General features: G+C 33.3%; 17 protein-coding genes and 1 tRNA gene. 9 read left to right on the forward strand and 9 right to left on the reverse strand.

Translation table 11 applies throughout. The features are described from left to right. Window positions 1-173: 173 nt before the first annotated feature. A complete protein-coding gene (gltX, locus tag ACR9EA_RS16745; protein ID WP_435135612.1) occupies window positions 174-1685 on the forward strand; it encodes a glutamate--tRNA ligase in 1512 nt (503 codons plus the stop codon). 59 nt (window positions 1686-1744) lie between these two features. Here the strand turns inward: gltX and ACR9EA_RS16750 are convergent, their stop codons facing one another. Next, entirely contained in the window at window positions 1745-3556 is a 1812-nt protein-coding gene (locus ACR9EA_RS16750) for a T9SS type A sorting domain-containing protein (protein WP_435135614.1), read from the reverse strand. A gap of 312 nt (window positions 3557-3868) precedes the next feature. On the opposite strand from ACR9EA_RS16750, the gene ACR9EA_RS16755 reads away from it, so the two are divergent. Together ACR9EA_RS16755 and ACR9EA_RS16760 are read left to right on the forward strand one after the other, a co-directional pair. Next, entirely contained in the window at window positions 3869-4795 is a 927-nt protein-coding gene (locus ACR9EA_RS16755) for an SPFH domain-containing protein (protein WP_435135616.1), read from the forward strand. Between the two features lie 2 nt (window positions 4796-4797). Further along, window positions 4798-5115, forward strand: coding sequence for a heavy metal-binding domain-containing protein (locus ACR9EA_RS16760; RefSeq protein WP_435135618.1), 318 nt, complete (start codon window positions 4798-4800; stop codon window positions 5113-5115). Between the two features lie 103 nt (window positions 5116-5218). Here the strand turns inward: ACR9EA_RS16760 and ACR9EA_RS16765 are convergent, their stop codons facing one another. The 4 genes from ACR9EA_RS16765 to ACR9EA_RS16780 all read right to left on the reverse strand — a co-directional run bounded on the left by ACR9EA_RS16765 (window position 5219) and on the right by ACR9EA_RS16780 (window position 10124). Next, window positions 5219-5572 carry a hypothetical protein gene (locus ACR9EA_RS16765; protein WP_435135620.1) on the reverse strand — a complete coding sequence of 118 codons (354 nt, stop codon included), beginning with the start codon at window positions 5570-5572 and terminating at the stop codon, window positions 5219-5221. A gap of 106 nt (window positions 5573-5678) precedes the next feature. After that, on the reverse strand, window positions 5679-6311 hold the full coding sequence (locus ACR9EA_RS16770; protein ID WP_435135622.1) for a response regulator: 633 nt from the start codon (window positions 6309-6311) through the stop codon (window positions 5679-5681). Further along, entirely contained in the window at window positions 6308-7957 is a 1650-nt protein-coding gene (locus tag ACR9EA_RS16775; protein WP_435135624.1) for an ATP-binding protein, read from the reverse strand. Before ACR9EA_RS16775 ends, ACR9EA_RS16770 begins: the two co-directional genes overlap by 4 nt. Window positions 7958-8084: 127 nt before the next feature. Beyond that, window positions 8085-10124 (reverse strand): glutamine--tRNA ligase/YqeY domain fusion protein, encoded by a 2040-nt coding sequence (locus ACR9EA_RS16780; RefSeq protein ID WP_435135626.1) that lies wholly within the window; start codon window positions 10122-10124, stop codon window positions 8085-8087. Between the two features lie 129 nt (window positions 10125-10253). Here ACR9EA_RS16780 and folB point away from each other — a divergent pair, with 129 nt between their 5' ends. Then, window positions 10254-10622 carry a dihydroneopterin aldolase gene (folB, locus tag ACR9EA_RS16785; protein ID WP_435135628.1) on the forward strand — a complete coding sequence of 123 codons (369 nt, stop codon included), beginning with the start codon at window positions 10254-10256 and terminating at the stop codon, window positions 10620-10622. Window positions 10623-10670: 48 nt separating this feature from the next. Then, window positions 10671-10741: transfer RNA gene (locus tag ACR9EA_RS16790), tRNA-Cys, on the forward strand. 38 nt (window positions 10742-10779) lie between these two features. On the opposite strand, the gene ACR9EA_RS16795 is transcribed toward ACR9EA_RS16790, so the two are convergent. From ACR9EA_RS16795 to rnr, 3 genes are read right to left on the reverse strand one after another with little or no spacing between them, the layout of a single operon-like run. Next, the gene (locus ACR9EA_RS16795) at window positions 10780-11469 is read right to left on the reverse strand and encodes a LysE family translocator (protein WP_435135630.1); all 690 of its coding nucleotides are present in this window, start codon (window positions 11467-11469) and stop codon (window positions 10780-10782) included. 43 nt (window positions 11470-11512) lie between these two features. Next, on the reverse strand, window positions 11513-12187 hold the full coding sequence (locus ACR9EA_RS16800; protein WP_435135632.1) for a head GIN domain-containing protein: 675 nt from the start codon (window positions 12185-12187) through the stop codon (window positions 11513-11515). 18 nt (window positions 12188-12205) lie between these two features. Beyond that, entirely contained in the window at window positions 12206-14392 is a 2187-nt protein-coding gene (rnr, locus tag ACR9EA_RS16805; RefSeq protein WP_435135634.1) for a ribonuclease R, read from the reverse strand. A gap of 709 nt (window positions 14393-15101) precedes the next feature. On the opposite strand from rnr, the gene rpiB reads away from it, so the two are divergent. From rpiB to ACR9EA_RS16825, 4 genes are read left to right on the forward strand one after another with little or no spacing between them, the layout of a single operon-like run. Then, window positions 15102-15536, forward strand: coding sequence for a ribose 5-phosphate isomerase B (rpiB, locus tag ACR9EA_RS16810; RefSeq protein WP_435135636.1), 435 nt, complete (start codon window positions 15102-15104; stop codon window positions 15534-15536). Further along, entirely contained in the window at window positions 15537-16445 is a 909-nt protein-coding gene (locus ACR9EA_RS16815) for a cation diffusion facilitator family transporter (RefSeq protein WP_435135638.1), read from the forward strand. It abuts the gene before it with no gap. Window positions 16446-16448: 3 nt separating this feature from the next. Then, window positions 16449-16883, forward strand: a complete 435-nt coding sequence (locus ACR9EA_RS16820) for a hypothetical protein (RefSeq protein WP_435135640.1) — start codon at window positions 16449-16451, stop codon at window positions 16881-16883. A gap of 3 nt (window positions 16884-16886) precedes the next feature. Continuing rightward, entirely contained in the window at window positions 16887-17330 is a 444-nt protein-coding gene (locus ACR9EA_RS16825; RefSeq protein WP_435135642.1) for a GNAT family N-acetyltransferase, read from the forward strand. Here ACR9EA_RS16825 and ACR9EA_RS16830 read toward each other — a convergent pair. After that, complete coding sequence (locus ACR9EA_RS16830; RefSeq protein WP_435135644.1) at window positions 17327-18970, reverse strand: S41 family peptidase; 1644 nt, start codon at window positions 18968-18970, stop codon at window positions 17327-17329. The two genes, ACR9EA_RS16825 and ACR9EA_RS16830, sit on opposite strands and share 4 nt — an antisense overlap. Window positions 18971-19015 lie beyond the last annotated feature (45 nt).

A 19015-nucleotide genomic window follows, 5' to 3' on the forward strand; every position in this document is an offset into this window, starting at 1 on the left:
CAACGTATTTAACTCACTAATCTACAACAATAATTTTAGTTTATAACAGCCACCTTTTGTAAGAAACTGTTAAACTGCAGACTACAAAATTAAATGATAATCCATTATCTGTAATACGAAATCTTTTATAGTAACACTTATCCCGTTATCTTTGCAGTCTTAAATTAAAAAACATGACTAAAAATGTTCGTGTGCGTTTTGCACCAAGCCCTACCGGACCACTTCATATTGGTGGTGTACGTACAGCTTTATTCAATTATTTATTTGCGAAAAAACATAACGGTACTTTTGTTTTAAGGATTGAAGATACCGACCAAAACAGATATGTAGAAGGTGCCGAAAACTATATTATTGAGGCCTTAAACTGGTGTAATATTCCGTTTGATGAAGGCCCAGGAAAAAACGAAAAATTTGGTCCGTACAGACAAAGCGAACGTAAAGCATTATATAAAAGTTATGCCGAGCAATTAATTGCTTCTGGTAATGCTTACTATGCTTTTGATACTGCAGAATCGTTAGATTTTCACAGAAAAGATCACGAAGAAAAAGGGAAAACTTTTATCTATAATTGGCACAATCGTTTAAAGTTGAACAATTCGTTAGCGCTTTCTGAAGCAGACGTTCAAGCTAAATTAGATGCTGGCAAAGATTATGTTATTCGTTTTAAATCGCCTCAAGACGAAACTTTGCATTTAAAAGATATGGTGCGTGGCGATATTAAAATCGATACCAATATTCTAGACGATAAAGTATTGTTTAAAAGCGATGGTATGCCAACTTACCACTTAGCGAATATTGTAGACGACCATTTAATGGAAATTACTCATGTTATTCGTGGCGAAGAGTGGCTGCCTTCCCTAGCCTTACATTATCAGCTTTACAAAGCCTTTGGTTGGGATGCTCCAGAATTTGCTCATTTACCACTCATTTTAAAACCAACAGGAAAAGGTAAATTAAGCAAACGCGATGGCGATAAACTTGGTTTTCCGGTATTTCCGTTAGAATGGACAGATCCAAAAACCAACGACGTTTCGCGTGGGTATAAAGAAGATGGTTATTTTCCAGAAGCTGTTATTAATTTCTTAGCCTTTTTAGGATGGAATCCAGGAACCGAACAAGAATTATTCAATTTAGAACAATTAATTGAAGCTTTCGATATTGCTAGAGTAAACAAAGCAGGTGCTCGATTTGATCCCGATAAAATAAAATGGTTTAACCACCATTATATGCAGGAACAAACTAACGACAGTTTAGCCGAAACGTTTAAAAATCAACGTGAAGAATTAGCCGATATCGATGTGAATTATGTGGCTATGGCCGTTGGTTTAATTAAAGAACGCGCTACGTTTGTTTCCGATTTATGGGATTTAAGTCATTTCTTTTTCATTGCGCCACAAGCGTACGACGAGAAAGCCTATAAAAAAGCTGTTAAAGAAGATACTAGAGCACTTTTAAGCGAATTGGCTACACAAGTTAATACCATTGAAGATTTTGAAGTAGAAACTATTCAAACTACTGTAAAATCGTGGATTACTTCAAAGGAAATAGGTTTTGGAAAAGTAATGATGCCTTTACGACTCGCACTTGTGGGCGCCTTACAAGGCCCCGATGTTTTTGACATTATGTTTATGATAGGTAAACAAGAAACCATAAATAGAATAGAAAATTTAGCAACTACCATATAACTAAAAAAAGGCACTTCTTAAAAAAAAGTGCCTTTTTTAATGGATGAATGTATAGTTGGTTACTGCTTTATAAATTTAATAACGTTAGATGCATTTTTAAAATTAACCACATAAATACCTTTAGATAAATGCGATACTTGTACCGTATTATGAGTAGCATTAATATCTGCTGAAAGTATTTTTTGCCCCATAATGTTATAAATGCTAATGGTGTGGTTAGTTGTTATATTTTTAAAAGTAATGCTTTCTTTAGCTGGATTAGGATACAAAACAATATTATAGATATCGGCAGTATCTACACTTAATTTAGCACATTCGTATGTTGGTAAATCGTAGCCTGTGGTGTTAAAAATATCTGTTATTGTGGCAATATTTTCGCAACTTAAGCCCATATCTATTGCAGCTTGTCTGATTGCCAATGCTGCTTCTGGCTGATTACTTTTACTAGTAGTCATGGCTAAACCTTCTAGAACAATCTTATCGGTGGTTTCTTTACCCAAAGCATCCCAAACCTTCATTAATGCCGTTGCAAAAATCTGGCCGTCTTTATGTACTTTTCCTTTTAAGCCTTCTGGATATGTTGCTTCATAATTTGTAACTCTTCCACTCCAAAATTCGTTATGGCCATCCCATTTAAACACATTATTATACGCATTACTAGAGCGCGAACTATTGGCTTTTTGCAAACCTCTACTATACGATTGTGCCCAGTAATCGCCAAACCCTTCACTTAAACCTTCAACTTGCGAAATACTTCCTTGAATAAGCCATTCGTGAATACCATGCCCTAATTCGTGTACAATAACATCGGCATCTTCCCCATCGTCTACGCCACCTATTCCAAATTTTAAAGCACCTCCACCGTAAGATGAATTATCGGCTCCGTTAAAAGCATGCGGATCGAAATAAATTAAACCATTATTATACATACATTGTAACGGAATACCCAGCGTTTCGTTAATATAACGCATACTATTATCTATATGATAATACACATTTACAGCCTCGAACCCATCTTGGTCGCGTGTAAAATTAAATACTGGCGAACTTTGCTCGAATAAGCCTGTTTCTGGATTTTGTAATTCTTTTATTTCAGAATATCGCCCTTTTAATTTATACAAACCATTTTCGCTGGCTGCTATTGTAAAAGTGACTTCGTTTCTGGCAGTATTAAGCGCTTCATTGGTTTCATCTTCATTGTCAACAAACAAGCCACCGTATTCTTGACCGCTAGCCGATAAAGGATCTGGATTAAAAATGGTACCATGAGCTTCTACAGTTTCAATTTTGTCATCGGTATCATCATCATGGGTATCGTGGTCGTGATGGTAATGTGCAATATCCTTAGTACTTAAAACATTACCGGTTTTAGCATCAACTATAGTTTCCCAAAATCCGTTTAAGGTTTTAGAAATTGTAGTAACACGATACACCAAATGCGTAGTTTCTAACTCGTTATAGACATATAATTTTGCATCTTTTTGAGTTATAGTACCCATTATATTTAAGTGTTTTGCAGCAATTTGCACCGCATTGTCTGCTTCAAAATTTGGTGTCGTGTTTATATAAGAAACGGTTCTATTATAGTCGCCAGAATGAAAAGTAACTTCATTATTTTTAGACACATGAACCGAAATATCTACACCATAAACAGGCACATTATTTATGTATTGCCCATAACGAAACGTTTCTCCTGTTAATCCAGTTTTATTGAAATTTTTCTGTAAATGTGTTGCCGATCTTTGGCTAGTAAAATCGCCAAAATGTTGTGTTATCCAAGCATTAGCAACAGCCTCATTTTGGCTTTGCGAAAAGGTTATTTGAGTAGTACAAAATAGTACTCCCAAAAGAGGTAATATCCTGCGAATCATAATTGTAGATTTGATTAATAGCTACTCAAATATATCGCAATCACTAAAGAAATTTGGAATCTTAACTTTTAAAACGTTGAATTGAAATTTTTTATGGGTGAATGAAAATGAATTTGCTTTTAATCTAAGAAATATGCCTTTTATTTTAAGCTAAATCTGTTAATTTTAAAGCATTATGTAACATTTTAGTGGCTTTTTACTACTAATACATTACTAAATCATGTTAAAATAGATGATGATTATCTCCTTTAATCCACAAATAAAAAACTACATTTAGTATTCACAAATGTCTAACTCTTAAAAACTACAATCATGTCCATTTTTCTTATGCCTTTATTATTTATTGGAATTGTTATTCTAATAACCTCCTTTTTTACAGTAAAACAACAATCGGCTGCCATAATAGAACGCTTCGGAAAGTTTCAAAGCATACGCCATTCTGGCTTACAATTAAAAATTCCCTTGGTAGACAGAGTTGCAGGGCGCTTAAGCTTAAAAATTCAGCAATTAGATGTTATTGTTGAAACTAAAACCTTAGACGATGTTTTTGTACGCTTAAAAATATCGGTTCAGTTTAAAGTTATAAAAGACAAGGTTTACGATGCCTTCTATAAATTAGACTATGCACACGACCAAATTACCTCGTATGTATTTGATGTTGTTCGTGCCGAAGTTCCTAAAATGAAATTAGACGACGTTTTTGTAAAAAAAGACGATATAGCCATAGCCGTTAAAACCGAACTTAACGATGCGATGTTAGATTACGGCTACGACATCATTAAAACGCTTGTAACAGACATAGACCCCGATGCACAGGTAAAGGCAGCTATGAACCGAATTAACGCCTCAGAACGCGAGAAAATAGCTGCACAGTTTGAAGGTGATGCCCAACGTATATTAATAGTAGAAAAAGCCAAAGCAGAAGCCGAGAGCAAACGTTTACAAGGTCAAGGAATTGCAGACCAACGTCGCGAAATTGCACGCGGACTCGAAGAATCTGTAGAGGTATTAAATCGCGTAGGTATTAATTCGCAAGAAGCCTCTGCATTAATAGTTGTTACCCAACATTACGATACACTGCAATCTTTAGGCGAAGAAACCAATAGTAACTTAATACTTTTACCTAATGCGCCGCAGGTTGGTAGCAATATGTTAAACGATATGGTAGCCAGTTTTACAGCAAGTAACCAAATTGGAGAAGCTATGAAAGAAGCAAGAAAAAATACTAAAAACGAGTAATCATGATTATTACAACCACACCCACACTAGAAACCCATAAAATATCTAATTATTTAGGTATAGTAACTGGCGAGACCATTATTGGTGCCAATTTTATAAAAGACTTTTTTGCAGGCATTCGCGATGTTGTTGGTGGCCGATCCAGTTCTTACGAAAAAGTATTACGAGAAGCGAAAGACTCGGCTTTAGAAGAAATGAAATACCGTGCCCAAAAAATGGGCGCCGATGCTATAGTAGGCGTAGATTTAGACTACGAAACAGTTGGACCAAATGGAGGCATGCTTATGGTAACAGCTTCGGGTACTGCGGTTAGCTTTTAATTTCTTATCTAATAAGATGTAAACTAAATACCCCTTAAAACTGTGTTTTAAGGGGTATTATCAAGATATTGAAAATTTATTTACTACTAATTCATCTTTTTTATTAATCGTCTGAAGCTACATAAATAACAGTAGTGTCTTGTACAATTTCGTTATTTGTATTCTTCCATGGCTTATAGTTTTTATATTCATGACCGCTTAATTTAGAACGCTCAGAACCAAATGCTATGGTTGAATATGTTTTTTCTGAAGTATTTTTCCAAGGCTTCTGGTTTTTATAAGCTGGACCTGTTAACTCTTTTTTGTTAGATACTGCGTACACTAATGTAGGTTTACTATCGCTTTTTCCAGGTTTATAATTTTTATATGCTGGCCCTGTTAATTCGCTTCTGTCTTGTGCAAAAGCTGCTGTAGATGCTATAAATACTAGAGCTAAGATTAAGGCTATGTTTTTCATAATTATATATGTTTAATTTGTTCTCTACAAAATTAAACACAATACCATGCTTTTGCGGTTAACAAAAATCACGTAATTTATATCCGTATAAATACGGATGCCTGACTTAAATTAAATTAATTTGTGTCGCCTTTTTTATAAGCTCAGCTGTATTTTTTACTTCTAACTTTTTTAAAACATTTGCTCTGTGGGTTTCTATAGTTCTGGTACTTACAAATAATTTAGCAGCAATTTCTTTAGTTGTAAGCCCTTCGGATATTAAACCTAAAACCTCTTTTTCTTTATTAGATAATATGTTTTCGCTTACCTTATGTTCAGACATAAAATTAATCATCTTCTCGGCTATATTAGGACTAAAGTATTTCTTGTTTTGACTTACCAGTCGAATAACCTTAATTAACTCGTCTTCATCGGTATTTTTTAACAAGTAACCGTAAGCACCTGCTTTTGCACTTTTAGCAATGTAATTGCCATCGTTATGCATAGAAATGATAATAGGTTTTATATTGGTATTATAGTCTTTTAAAGTTTTTAGCACTTCAAAACCATCCATATTTGGCATGGTAAGATCTAGTAAAACAATATTTACATCGGGTATGGATTGAATTGCGTTTATAAACTGATTACCATCGCCTACCATATCTACCACTTCTATATCGTCGTGTTTTATTAATAGTTCTTTTAAACCATTTCTAAACAGTTCGTGATCGTCTGCTATTATAACTTTTATTTTATTCATAATTCTATGGGTAATTCTATTTCTACTGTTGTACTGCCTGGTTTAGATTGTATTTGTATTTGGCCATTACACATTTCTACACGCTCTTTAATGTTAATAATACCAGAACCTAACTTTACGTGTTTTAAATCGAAACCTATACCATCATCAAAATAAAAAAGGGAAATAAAATCATCGAATTCGGATAACGAAATCCTTATGGTATTGGCTTTAGCGTGTTTTAAAGCATTATTAACCAACTCTTGCCCTATTCTAAATAAATTAATAGCTTGATTTTTAGTGATTTTACTATGGCTATCTTGTGTTAAATCTTCAAATATTATAGAAATTCCAGATGTTTTTTTAATACTTTCTACAAAATTGGTTAAGGCCACACCAATGCCAAAATCTTCTAAAGTTGAAGGCATTAAAGCGTTAGACATTAACCGAATTTCTGAAATTGTAGTATCTATAATTTTAATCATATCCTGCTTTTTGTCTTTATCGTGAACTTTATTTTCTACATAAAATTTTAAAGATGTTAACAAGGGCCCTATACCATCGTGTAGTTCGCGCGACAATCGGTGTCTTTCGTTTTCTAGGCCATCTACTAATTGTCTTTTAGTATTAATTCTGTTTATATTTTCTTTATTTCTAAATTCAATCAATTTATCCCGCATTTTTATAAGGCTTTTTCCTAACACATCGTTTTCGCCTTTCGGAACATAATTAGAATTAAGATCCATTTTACCCAATTCTCTAGAAAAGGTTACCGCACCTTGTAACGACTTTTTAAGCAAATCGAGGGCTTCAAACATTTCTTTAATTTCATTGGAGTTTTTACCAAAAGTATTCGTTTGATTATAATCGCCCGCAGCCATAATTTTTAGGCTTTTTCGCATATTGTGAATTGGGTTGGTAATAATATTGGTTAAGAAAAGTGATAATATAATAGCAACAATCATTATTAAAAAAATTAGTCCTAATAAACGCAATTGTAACTGTTCTAAAGGCGCCATAACTTCGCTGGTATCTATTTCAGAAAGTATCGCTAATTTTAAATGAGACATACTAATTGGGCTGTAAACGCTATAGACTTCTACACCGCGATAATCTTTAAAAACACCACGCCCCACAGTACCCGATAAGGCTTCTACAACACCTTTAGTTTTAACATTTATGGTCGAGGGTATTTTGTCTGGAAAGAATCGCGATTGCGACCGCATCTTAAAATCTTCGCCAACTATATATGATTCTCCACTATTACCCATACCTGCACGTTCTAACAAAATATCCTTTATTTTATCGTGATCCATTAGTCCTACTTTAGTTAAGGTATCTCTATGCCATACAAAACCTATAGCACTTCGCCTGTTGGTATTGTAGGGTGTAAAATCGTAAATACCTGAGGTTTTTAATATGGTTTCTGGAACTTCAAAATTTAAAGTATCGGTAACTGTATCATTCTGATTTAAAAATTGTTGCCATTCTGTTGTTATTAAATTTTCTACCTGAATTTGTTTCAGGGTTTTTATAGAATTTAACTGCAATAAAATTCTATCGTCTAAAACTTTAGAAAATTGATTGTAAAAAGTGATGGATAGCATGAGAATGACTAAAAAAATCAAACTGTTTATAATAATTAAAATTAAGGTTCTTAATTGCATGCTACGACTTAAAATTACTCGAATTATTTAAAGGTAATAAAAACTGATATACAGTAAAACATTGACAAAAAAATAACCCCTTAAACGTGTATTTAAGGGGTTATTAAAAATTATAAAAAGTATTTTTTTAAAGTTCTGAAGCTACAGCTGCTAAAATAGCATTAGTATCTGTAATGCCTTTTTCTATAAATTCGGAAATCGCAGGGTTACGCTCTAAACCATTGTTTAACAGTACTTGTAAAACTAAGGTAGCAGCTATACGTGTTCCTACCTTTTTTGCCGCTGTACCAAATAATGGCTCTAACTCGTCGTAAGAAACATCTTTAGCCAATTCTAAAATTTCGGCTTTTACCTTTAATTGTTTAGCTTCTGGTAAATTCGTGTATTTTTTACCTAATTGCTGAATAACATCAATTGCTTTACGCTGCGGAATATTGGCTTTAGCTTTGGCCGATTGATTTTGTTGAGTTTGCGGTTTTGGTTTTTCTTTAGCCCAAGAATCGCGTAAACCAACAGTTTTATTAAATATTAATTGCTCTGGTTTAGAATCATTGTCAACATTAAAATACCCTAATCTTTGAAATTGAAATCTATCGCCTATTTGAGCTTCTTTCAAACTTGGTTCTACATAAGCAGTTAGCATTTTTAAAGAATTCGGATTTAAAAATTCCATAAAACTTTTATCGGCATGGCTATCTGGAGCTTCGTCTAAAAACAATCTGTCGTATTCCCTCACTTCGGCTTCTACAGCATGCGCTACCGATACCCAATGCAAAGTGCCTTTTACTTTTCGTAAACTGGCTTCGGTACCACTACCACTTAAAGTATCGGGATCGTAAGTACAATGAATTTCTGTAATCGTTCCGTTTTCGTTTTTAATAACGCTTTCACCTTTAATTATATACGCATTTTTTAAACGCACTTCTTTACCTAAAGTTAAACGGAAATACTTACTATTAGCTTGTTCTTTAAAATCCTCACGCTCTATGTAAAGTACTTTAGAAAATGGCACTTGTCTAAATCCAGCACTATCATCTTCTTGATTATTTTCTGCCTCTAACCATTCTACTTTATCCTCAGGATAGTTTGTAATTACTAACTTAACAGGATCTAAAACCGCCATAACACGCGGTGCAGTTTTATTTAAATCTTCGCGAATACAAAATTCTAAAAGCGATACATCAATCACATTATCACGCTTGGCAACACCAACAGTTTCCACAAATTTTCTAATGGATACCGGTGTGTAACCACGACGTCGTAAACCAGAAATTGTTGGCATTCTTGGGTCGTCCCAACCAGATACTACATTTTCGTCTACCAATTGTAGCAACTTACGTTTGCTCATTATGGTATAACTTAAATTTAAACGCGCAAATTCCCGTTGTTTTGGTATTAACGGATATTCACTCGCTGAATATTGATGTACTTGATGCTTAAACCAGTTGTATAACTCGCGGTGCGGTTTAAACTCTAACGAACATAAAGAATGCGACACTTGCTCGATATAATCGCTTTCACCATGTGTCCAATCGTACATTGGGTAAATGCACCAATCGTTACCTGTACGATGATGTGTTTTCTTTAAAATACGGTACATAATAGGGTCGCGCATTAACATATTGGTATGCGCCATATCTATTTTAGCACGTAAAACATGTTCGCCTTCGTTAAATTCGCCAGCTTTCATGCGGTTGAACAAATCTAAATTTTCTTCAATCGTTCTATCTCTGTAAGGACCATCTACACCTGGTTTAGTCGGTGTTCCTTTTTGCTCGGCCATAGCTTCAGACGATTGCGAATCGACATAAGCTTTACCATCTTGTATTAATAATACCGCCCAGTCGAACAATTGCTGAAAGTAATCTGAAGAATACACTTCTTTATCCCACGAATACCCCAACCACGACACATCGCGTTTAATAGCATCTACATATTCTTGTTCTTCTTTTACAGGGTTCGTATCGTCAAAACGAAGATTTACTGGAGCATTATACCGCTCCCCTAATCCAAAACTAATACCTATAGCTTTGGTATGCCCAATGTGTAAATAACCATTAGGTTCTGGTGGAAAACGAAATCTTAAATCGTCTTTCGATAATTCGGATTTTAAATCGTTTTCTACAATATGTTCAATAAAATTGAGTGATTTAGTTTCTTCAGACATAAGTTATAAAATACCGCTTTAAATAAAGCGCAAAATTAATGAAATATCCTAAGCCTTTCTATAAATATGAGAGATATTGATTACTTTTATCGGTCCAAAATTACCTTTGTAAAGATTCATTTTAAGATTATGGGAGTTATTAAAGTTGAAAATATTAGAATTTTCGCCAATCATGGCTGTTTAAGTGAAGAAACTAAAATTGGTAGCGATTATCGTGTAGATTTAATTATAAAAACCAATTTACAGACATCTGCCAAAACCGATGCTTTGCACGATACCGTAGACTACGTGTTTTTAAACCGTATTGTACGCGAAGAAATGAAAAAACCATCGTACTTATTAGAAACGGTTGCCAAACGCATTTTAGAGCGTATTTTAAACGAAAACAAAAAAGTAGAAAAGGCTACTGTAAGTGTCAGTAAATTAAACCCTCCCATTGGTGGCGACGTAGAAATGGTAACCATTAAAATGACCGAAAAAAGAAAAAAGTGGAAGTAGGTTGTAAATAACTATATATTTTTTTTACATTTGCGCTACCGTTAATAGGGCGTCGTGGCCGAGTGGCTAGGCAGAGGTCTGCAAAACCTTGTACAGCGGTTCGAATCCGCTCGACGCCTCTTAAAACCTTCAAGAAATCTTGAAGGTTTTTTTATGCCTAATATTTAGCTGTAATAGGATTAAACTGCTCTAATTTTTCCTTAATCAATTTCTTTTCTTTTGGAAAAAATCCTTGTATTAACAATAATATTCCAAACCCTAAAATGACTAAAGACACTATTTTTTTAGTCTTAAAAATAATACGTGGTGTTAGTTTATTTTTTAAAGATTTTGCAGCTAACATTTTAAAAATGTCAACAATAAAATAAACTGTTAAAATCGTGGCTAAAAACACATGCACTCCAAACTCATTATCGGTCATAGAATTGCCTATAATAATAAAACTAAGCCAACCTAAAAGCACCCCAATATTTATAAAATTTAGCAAAAATCCTTTTATAAACAGCTTACCATATTTTTTTTGAATGTCTACCCGATGATATTCTCTAACTATAGACCTGAATGATTTTTGGGTTTTTATAAAAGAAATTAAACCGTAAACCAGTAATAAAACCCCTCCGAAAATAAAAAAATTAGGATCGTCTTTTATTTTATCTAACAATCGGCTTGTACTGTAAAAAGCGACAAGTATAAAAAATATGTCGGCAACAATAACACCCAAATCGAAGATAAGCGCACTCTTAAAGCCTTTAGTAACACTGGTTTCCAATAACACAAAAAACACTGGACCAATGGTAAAGGATAATAAAATTCCAAACGGGATGGCACGTAAAATATCTTCGTACATAAAAAGCGAAATCTTTTCGCAAATTTATGAAAACTTAAGCGATTTAGTCTACTCTAAGAATACGTCCGCCCAAGACTTTATTTTCGTTAACCGTTTCTGGATTACCATACACATACACATCGCCACCTGCACGAATAACAATATCCATTAATTTTGAAGCTCTTACGTGAGCTTCGCCAGCAGCATGTATACTAACATTTACAGTTTCAGATTCTAAATCCTCGCCATTATAAATACCACCTGTGTAAATGGTAATCTGTTCGGTTTTTGCTTGCCCGCTGGTAGTAATTTCGCCACCTGTAATCGACTTTATTACGGCATACGATACTTTTACTGGTATTTCTATAGTACCACCCTCCTGAGCTCTTAAATCAATTTCAAACTGCTCTATAGTATCGCCTGAAGTTACAGAGGCACCTTCGTTAACATCTATAACTTCTAAAGCTTTATAATAGACTTTAACTTTAGTTTTTTCGCCATTAAAGCTATTGTCTATACTCATTCTTACTTTTAAAGTGCCATTTTTATTTAAAGTTTCAACTTTACTAGAATTATTTCCAGAAATAGCTACCGCATTTTTATCAGATTTTATTAATTCTACTTGTATTAAATCGTAAACTTTTAATTCTGTAAAATCGCCTATACTTTTTTCGATAACCTCTTGTGCTTGACTATTGAATGATAAAAAAGCTGTTAAAAACAGTATGTAATATTTCATAATACCTATAAAAAATAATTAATGATGTTTGCCTATTAAATTAAAATCGAGATGCTTTTTAACTAAATCGGTTTCTTTTACAGTTACAACAACTTCGTCTCCTAACTGATACATATTTTTAGTTTCTCGGCCTATAATAGCGTACTGACTTTCGTCGAATTCGTAATAATCGTCTTTAATATCTCGAATTCTAACCATACCCTCGCATTTATTAGAAATGATTTCTACGTAAATCCCCCAATCTGTAACGCCAGAAATAACACCTACAAATTCTTCGTTTTCATGATCTTGCATAAAACGTATTTGCATGTATTTAATAGAATCGCGTTCGGCTTTTGTGGCTAAATATTCCATATTACTGGAATGTTTACATTTCTCTTCGTAAATACTTTCGTTGGCCGATTTTCCGCCATCTAAATATTGCTGTAACAAACGGTGTGCCATTACATCGGGATAACGACGAATAGGTGATGTAAAATGACTGTAATAATCGAATGCCAACCCATAATGCCCAATATTTTGGGTGGTATATTCGGCTTTACTCATGGTTCTAATTGCTAGAGTATCTACTAAATTTTGCTCTTTTTTACCTACAACATCGGTTAATAAAGAGTTTAACGAGGCGGTTGTACTTTTTCGATCTTTTAAATTCAGTTTATAACCAAATTTAGACACTACATTTTGTAAAGCGTATAATTTAGTTTCGTCTGGCTCGTCGTGTACTCGGTAAATAAACGTTTTTTCTGGACGTTTTTTACCAACAAATTCGGCCACTTTTTTATTTGCCAAAAGCATAAATTCTTCGATTAATTTATTGGCATCTTTGCTAGTTTTAAAAAATACTCCTACAGGGTTATTTTCTTGATCTAAATCGAATTTAACTTCTACTTTATCAAAAGAAATAGCTCCAGAACGCATACGCTTAGAACGCATTTTTTTGGCCAATTCGTCTAATTTTAAAATGGCATCGGCAATCGCTTGATCGGCCAAATAAGCTTCTCCTGTTAACGATACATCTTGCGGAATACTATTGCTTTTCGTTTCGATAATAGCCTGAGCTTCTTCGTAAGCAAAACGTGCATCGCTATACGTTACTGTTCTACCAAACCATTGGTTTAAAACTTCGGCTTTATTATTTAATTCAAAAACAGCAGAAAAAGTATATTTTTCTTCGTGCGGACGCAAGGAACATGCGTTGTTAGAAAGTATTTCTGGCAGCATAGGTACAACGCGATCTACTAAATATACCGATGTGGCACGCTCGTAAGCCTCATCGTCTAAAATTGTACCTTCTTGCACATAATGCGATACATCGGCAATATGGATACCAATTTCAAAATTGCCATTATCTAAAACTTCAAACGACAACGCATCATCAAAATCTTTAGCATCTTTAGGATCTATTGTAAAGGTGAGTACCTTACGCATATCGCGACGTTTTTTTATTTCGTCTGCAGTAATACTGGTATCTATAGCATTGGCATAATCTTCAACCTCATTAGGAAACTCGTATGGCAAACCATAATCGGCTAAAATAGCATGTATTTCGGTTTGGTGTTCGCCAGGTTTACCCAATACTTTTAGCACTTTTCCGTAAGGCGAATCGGCATTATCTGGCCAATCTTCTAGAGCAACCAATACTTTATCGCCATCTTCTGCCTGCGCTGTTTTGTTAATAGGTATAAAAATGTCTTTATACATTTTATTGCCATCAACCACAACAAATGCGTAATTTTTATGTAACTGAATTACACCAACATACTCACTTTTAGCACGTTTAATAATGCCTGTAATTTCACCTTCTAATCGGCCTCTTTTACGGCGTTTATAAACGTATAATTCTACTTCGTCGCCATGTAAGGCTTTATTTATATTATTAGAAGCTATGTATATATCGTCTTCAAAAGCATCCGAAATAACGTAACCAGCACTTTTAGAGGTTAAATCTAAAATGCCTGTATAATACTCGGTGTTAATAACGGCTTTAAATTTACCGCGTTCTACTTCTTCTATGTCTTTTTTAGCTGCAAGAGCATGCAGTTTTTTTATAATTTGATTTCTGCTACTAGCATCGTTTACATTTAAATTAGCAGCAATTTGTTTATAGTTAAAGGTTTTATTGCGTTCCTTTCTTAGAATATTTAAAATCGTTTTGGAGAGATTAGAAATTCCTTTAGAAGCTTTCTTTTTTCGCTTTCTTGTCATAATCTACTTTTCTATTGTAACAAAGCTACATTATAAAAACTAAATGAATGTTTCTTTAATAAGAAGTTTATTCAATTTCGTTTTCAAATGCAGTTATTCACATATTATATAATTATCTATTTTTCTTTTTTAAAAATTTAAAATAAAATACTGTTTATTATGGTTTGTTAATAACTGGTATAACTTTTTTAGGTTTTATTTTGATTAGTTATTGTTTACACTTTATGGTGATAAAATAAACAGGTTATTATGTATTTAATAGCTTAAAATTAAACTATTTGTATATTACTGTTAACAATTGTTAATAACTGTATTTTACAAGTTATTTTTAATAATAATTTTGAAATTTGATGTGTATAGCGTTTTATTTTGGTCTAAAAACTTTTCTAAATAAAATGGCTAAAATTTTTGGAGTGTATTGTTAAAGATTTGGTTGTAAAAATAATTGAGATTTAAAAATAAAAGTTTCAAAAAGTAATCAATAGATATTAACAATTAATTAATACTATTTTAAAAATTATAAACAGTGTTTTACTTCATTGTTTAGTTAAGGTAAAACTATTGTAAAACCTAACCTTTTGAAAATGAGTTAACATAGGTAATTATGAGGCTTTTAACTGTATTATTAAGAGCCATTTTGTACCTTTACAGTTTATAAACAAGGCCATAGTTAATGGCAATTAACGAATTATATACCTTTAATTAGATTATGAAAATTTCAATTGGAAATGATCACGCCGGAACAGCTTACAAATTTGCTATAGTAAAACATTTAGAAGCTAAAGGATATACGGTTAAAAACTACGGTACAGACGAAACCTCTAGTGTAGATTATCCAGATTTTGTACATCCAGTAGCAACTGATGTTACCGAAAAAACTGCCGATTTTGGCATTATTATTTGCGGTAGTGGTAATGGCGCAAATATGACAGCCAATAAACACCAAGCGGTGCGATCGGCTTTATGTTGGACCAAAGAAATTGTTGTACTTGCCAGAGAACATAATAATGCAAATGTTTTGAGTATTCCTGCCCGATTTACTGCTTTAGAACAAGCTATAGAAATGGTAGATGCTTTTTTAAATACCGAATTTGAAGGCGGGCGTCATCAAAATCGCGTTAATAAAATAGCCGTGAGTTGCTAAATGAGCCATTCCCACCATCACCATGAACACACCGATTTAAAGGGTAGAAATCTGGTTATTTCTATATTTTTAAATTTACTTATTACAGTAAGTCAGGCAGTTGGTGGGCTGATTTCTGGAAGTTTGTCTTTGCTAAGCGATGCGCTTCATAACCTAACCGATGTTATTTCTTTAATTGTAAGTTATGTAGCCAATAAATTAGCAAAGCAAAAAGCCTCGATAGATCGTACATTTGGGTATAAACGTGCCGAAATTTTAGCAGCTTTTGTAAATGCTGCAACCTTAATTATTATAGCTGTATTGTTAATAATTGAAGCCGTTAAACGTTTTCAGGAACCACAAATAATACAGTCTAATTTAGTTATAGGATTATCTTTATTAGGTATTTTAGCTAACGGTTTTAGTGTATTGCTTTTAAAAAAGGATGCAGATCAAAACTTAAACATGAAAAGCGCTTATTTACACCTATTAACAGATATGATGGCTAGTGTGGCAGTTTTAATAGGCGGATTGTTAATGAAGTATTTTCAGCTGTATTGGGTAGATAGTGTTTTAACTTTTTTAATCGGATTATATCTTATTTGGGTGGGATACGATTTACTTAAAACCTCTACACGCATGATTATGTTGTTTACCCCTTCGCATATTAATATAAAAGATGTTGTAAGAGCTGTTCATCAAATTCCGAAAGTAAACCGATTACACCACGTACATATTTGGAATTTAAATGACGACGAATTGCATTTAGAAGCGCATTTAGATTTTAAGGAAAACATTAGTTTAACCGAATTTAATACCATCCTATCTCAGGTAGAGCACGTATTACATAACGATTTTGGTATTAATCATGTTAATATTCAGCCAGAGTTTAATAAAGTAGATCCTAAAGACATTATTGTTCAAGATTAAAATATGAATAAACCTTTTGCTATAACATATAAATATGCAGTATGGTTTACACTGTTGTGTTTAAATGTAACACTACTATCCTGCTCTATTATTACTGATGAAATTGGCGATCGGATTGAAGAAAATGCTAATAATGATATTGATGAATTACAAGCTGCTATAAAAAATAATACCCCGTATATTATAGAACGTGCCGAAATTAAAACCGATAAAATTATCCAAGTTTACGGCCCAATACAACCCAATAGCGTATCGCAATACAAAAATTTTAACAGTTTGTTTAACGAAGAAGCTATACTTATAAAAACGAAAGACGAAGTTTTTAAATTTACCCCAAAACAGCAAGATAACACAACCAAAGTGAGCGATGGTTCTTTTTATTTTGAAGTCAGTTTATCCGAAAAAAGAACCTTAATTATTAACAGAAAGCCTTATTAGTACATGTTAGATATTACCATTAAATTTTTTAATGAATTAAGCTTAACCGAATTATACAATGTATTACAATTACGAAGCGAAGTATTTGTAGTAGAGCAAGATTGCGTGTATCAAGATATAGATGGTAAAGACCAAAATGCCTTGCACGTTTTAGGCTATAAAAACAATACTTTAGTAGCCTATACCCGCTTGTTTAAAACAGGCGATTATTTTGATTATGCTAGCATAGGCCGAGTATTGGTTAAACAAACAGAACGCGCCCATAAATATGGTTACGATATTATGAATGCTTCAATACAAGCAATAAGCGATCAATTTAACGAATCTGCCATTAAAATTTCTGCACAAAAACATTTAGAATCCTTTTATAGTAATTTAGGATTTAAAACCATTACAGAACCTTATTTAGAAGATGGTATTCCGCATATTGGCATGTTAAAATCTTAATTCACATTTAGAAATCCTATGTAGGTTGTTGTGTTATTTAAAATTTCTGTAGCACGTTTAATTTCTGGGTTGTGTATTTTATAATAGTCGTATAAGCCTTCTCTATAAGTATAGCGCTTAACAATTTCGTCTGTTAATAAACTCGATAATTGCGCCTTATTATCGTCTATACCTTTAATTTTAGAAGAGTTTAAATGATTTATTAAGGCGTCGTAATCTTTTTTAATTGCACCATCTAAATCTTCTTTTTTGGCACTTTCAAAAGCTTTGGTTAAATCTTTTTCGGTTTGTGTTTCGAAAGAAAAATCGTTGGTTTTTAAAAACGATTTAAAATCTGAAAATTCAGCATCCGATAATTTAAAATCCATTAAATTATTTTTATTCGAGTGCTTGTAATAATACTTAGTGGCGTAATCGAATATTAAATCTTCGTTTAAAATAGCATTGGTTATGGCCGAGTTTTTAGTGATTTCCAGAGCTTCGTCTGGCAACACTCCACCACCATCGTAAACTGGTCTGCCGTTTCTGGTTTTAAATTCGTGATAGTTGTCTTTAGATATTCTTACAGCATTCCCCTCTTCGTCTCGATGTAAATAATCTAAAGCCTGAATACAGCGACCAGAAGGTGTATAATATCTAGAAATGGTAACTTTTAATTGCGTACCATAGGTAAGATGTTTTGGGCGTTGTACCAAGCCTTTACCAAAACTTCTAGAACCAACAATTACCGCGCGATCTAAGTCTTGTAAGGTACCCGAAACAATTTCGCTAGCCGAAGCACTTCTACCATTTATTAAAACCACTAACGGAATTTCGGTATCTAATGCATCTTTTTGGGTGTAGTATGTTTTATTGAATTTTTTTACTTTAGATTTTGTTGTTACAACCAATTGCCCTTTTGGTACAAATAAATTAACGGTATTAACAGCTTCGTGCAATAGTCCGCCTGGATTGTCGCGCAGATCTAAAATAATATTTTTAGCACCTTGCGCTTTTAGATCTTTTAAGGCATAAGCCGTTTGCGAAGAGGCTTTACTATTAAATTGGCTAAGTACAATGTAACCTGTAGTTTCGTTAATCATTGAAAAATGCGGAACAGCATTTATTTCTACTTCTGCCCTATTTATGGTTGTTGTTTCGGTGGTATTTTGGCGTTTATAGGTTACGGTAACCGATGTTCCTGGAGCGCCTTTTAATAAATCGCCTTTATCGTCTTTGTAAGTTTCAAGATTTACTGTACCTATTTTTATAATTTCATCGCCAGCTTTTAAACCGGCTTTATCGGCAGGATAATCTTTATAGGGCTCTACTACTACTAATTTATCTTTTAAGGTCTTTACACGAGCTCCTATACCTATGTAATCGCCGGTATTGTTTATGCGTGCAGCTTCTACATCTTGTTCGTTCATAAACACAGTATACGGGTCTAAGTCGTTCAGCATACTTTTTATAGCTGTATCCATTAAATCTGCCGGATTTGTGTCGTCGACATAATTCATGTTGAGTTCTTTAAACAGCGTGGTAAAGATTTCTATTTGTTTGGCAATTTCAAAGAAATCGTTCTGAAATGCGGTAGTCGAGAAAAAGATAATAACAGCCGAAACAGGAACGATAATTTTCTTTTTTAATAATGTTTTCATACAAAGACCAATATTTTAAATAGCGTGCAAGTAATACCTGTAAAT

This window comes from Formosa sp. A9 (genome assembly GCF_051200825.1).
Taxonomy (GTDB): domain Bacteria; phylum Bacteroidota; class Bacteroidia; order Flavobacteriales; family Flavobacteriaceae; genus Formosa.

What these genes read in the sequence shown, in the direction of transcription:
- gltX (WP_435135612.1), top strand. Translation starts at nt 174, where the DNA reads ATGACTAAAAATGTTCGTGTGCGTTTTGCACCAAGCCCTACCGGACCA.
- ACR9EA_RS16750 (WP_435135614.1), bottom strand. Translation starts at nt 3,556, where the DNA reads ATGATTCGCAGGATATTACCTCTTTTGGGAGTACTATTTTGTACTACT.
- ACR9EA_RS16755 (WP_435135616.1), top strand. Translation starts at nt 3,869, where the DNA reads ATGTCCATTTTTCTTATGCCTTTATTATTTATTGGAATTGTTATTCTA.
- ACR9EA_RS16760 (WP_435135618.1), top strand. Translation starts at nt 4,798, where the DNA reads ATGATTATTACAACCACACCCACACTAGAAACCCATAAAATATCTAAT.
- ACR9EA_RS16765 (WP_435135620.1), bottom strand. Translation starts at nt 5,572, where the DNA reads ATGAAAAACATAGCCTTAATCTTAGCTCTAGTATTTATAGCATCTACA.
- ACR9EA_RS16770 (WP_435135622.1), bottom strand. Translation starts at nt 6,311, where the DNA reads ATGAATAAAATAAAAGTTATAATAGCAGACGATCACGAACTGTTTAGA.
- ACR9EA_RS16775 (WP_435135624.1), bottom strand. Translation starts at nt 7,957, where the DNA reads ATGCAATTAAGAACCTTAATTTTAATTATTATAAACAGTTTGATTTTT.
- ACR9EA_RS16780 (WP_435135626.1), bottom strand. Translation starts at nt 10,124, where the DNA reads ATGTCTGAAGAAACTAAATCACTCAATTTTATTGAACATATTGTAGAA.
- folB (WP_435135628.1), top strand. Translation starts at nt 10,254, where the DNA reads ATGGGAGTTATTAAAGTTGAAAATATTAGAATTTTCGCCAATCATGGC.
- ACR9EA_RS16795 (WP_435135630.1), bottom strand. Translation starts at nt 11,469, where the DNA reads ATGTACGAAGATATTTTACGTGCCATCCCGTTTGGAATTTTATTATCC.
- ACR9EA_RS16800 (WP_435135632.1), bottom strand. Translation starts at nt 12,187, where the DNA reads ATGAAATATTACATACTGTTTTTAACAGCTTTTTTATCATTCAATAGT.
- rnr (WP_435135634.1), bottom strand. Translation starts at nt 14,392, where the DNA reads ATGACAAGAAAGCGAAAAAAGAAAGCTTCTAAAGGAATTTCTAATCTC.
- rpiB (WP_435135636.1), top strand. Translation starts at nt 15,102, where the DNA reads ATGAAAATTTCAATTGGAAATGATCACGCCGGAACAGCTTACAAATTT.
- ACR9EA_RS16815 (WP_435135638.1), top strand. Translation starts at nt 15,537, where the DNA reads ATGAGCCATTCCCACCATCACCATGAACACACCGATTTAAAGGGTAGA.
- ACR9EA_RS16820 (WP_435135640.1), top strand. Translation starts at nt 16,449, where the DNA reads ATGAATAAACCTTTTGCTATAACATATAAATATGCAGTATGGTTTACA.
- ACR9EA_RS16825 (WP_435135642.1), top strand. Translation starts at nt 16,887, where the DNA reads ATGTTAGATATTACCATTAAATTTTTTAATGAATTAAGCTTAACCGAA.
- ACR9EA_RS16830 (WP_435135644.1), bottom strand. Translation starts at nt 18,970, where the DNA reads ATGAAAACATTATTAAAAAAGAAAATTATCGTTCCTGTTTCGGCTGTT.